1 tRNA gene is annotated in these 339 nt (G+C 46.0%); it reads right to left on the reverse strand.

What is annotated here, in order from left to right:
* Nucleotides 1-226: 226 nt before the first annotated feature.
* A tRNA-Glu gene (locus H4J63_RS19880) sits at nt 227-302 on the reverse strand.
* Between the last annotated feature and the right edge of the window lie 37 nt (nt 303-339).

Below are 339 nucleotides of genomic sequence, written 5' to 3' on the forward strand. Positions count from 1 at the left end.
CGCCGTGAAAGGGCGGTGTCCTAGGCCTCTAGACGATGGGGACACATAAATGTGTCACTAGGACAACTGAATTTTTAGACTCGTTTCAGGCGAGCTTTCTTAATAACACTACACTTCCCTATTAAAAATAAGTAAGTGGCGTCCCCAAGAGATTAGTACTCTTGATAACGTCGTGCATAGAGAGTGCGGTGTCACACTACTTTACACAATACTTAAAATAAGTAAGTGGCGTCCCCAAGGGGATTCGAACCCCTGTTACCGCCGTGAAAGGGCGGTGTCCTAGGCCTCTAGACGATGGGGACACATAAATGTGTCACTAGGACAACTGAATTTTTAGAC

Origin of the sequence: Pseudoalteromonas sp. 5Ae-yellow (genome assembly GCF_014077565.1) — a bacterium.
In the GTDB taxonomy this organism is placed as follows: domain Bacteria; phylum Pseudomonadota; class Gammaproteobacteria; order Enterobacterales; family Alteromonadaceae; genus Pseudoalteromonas.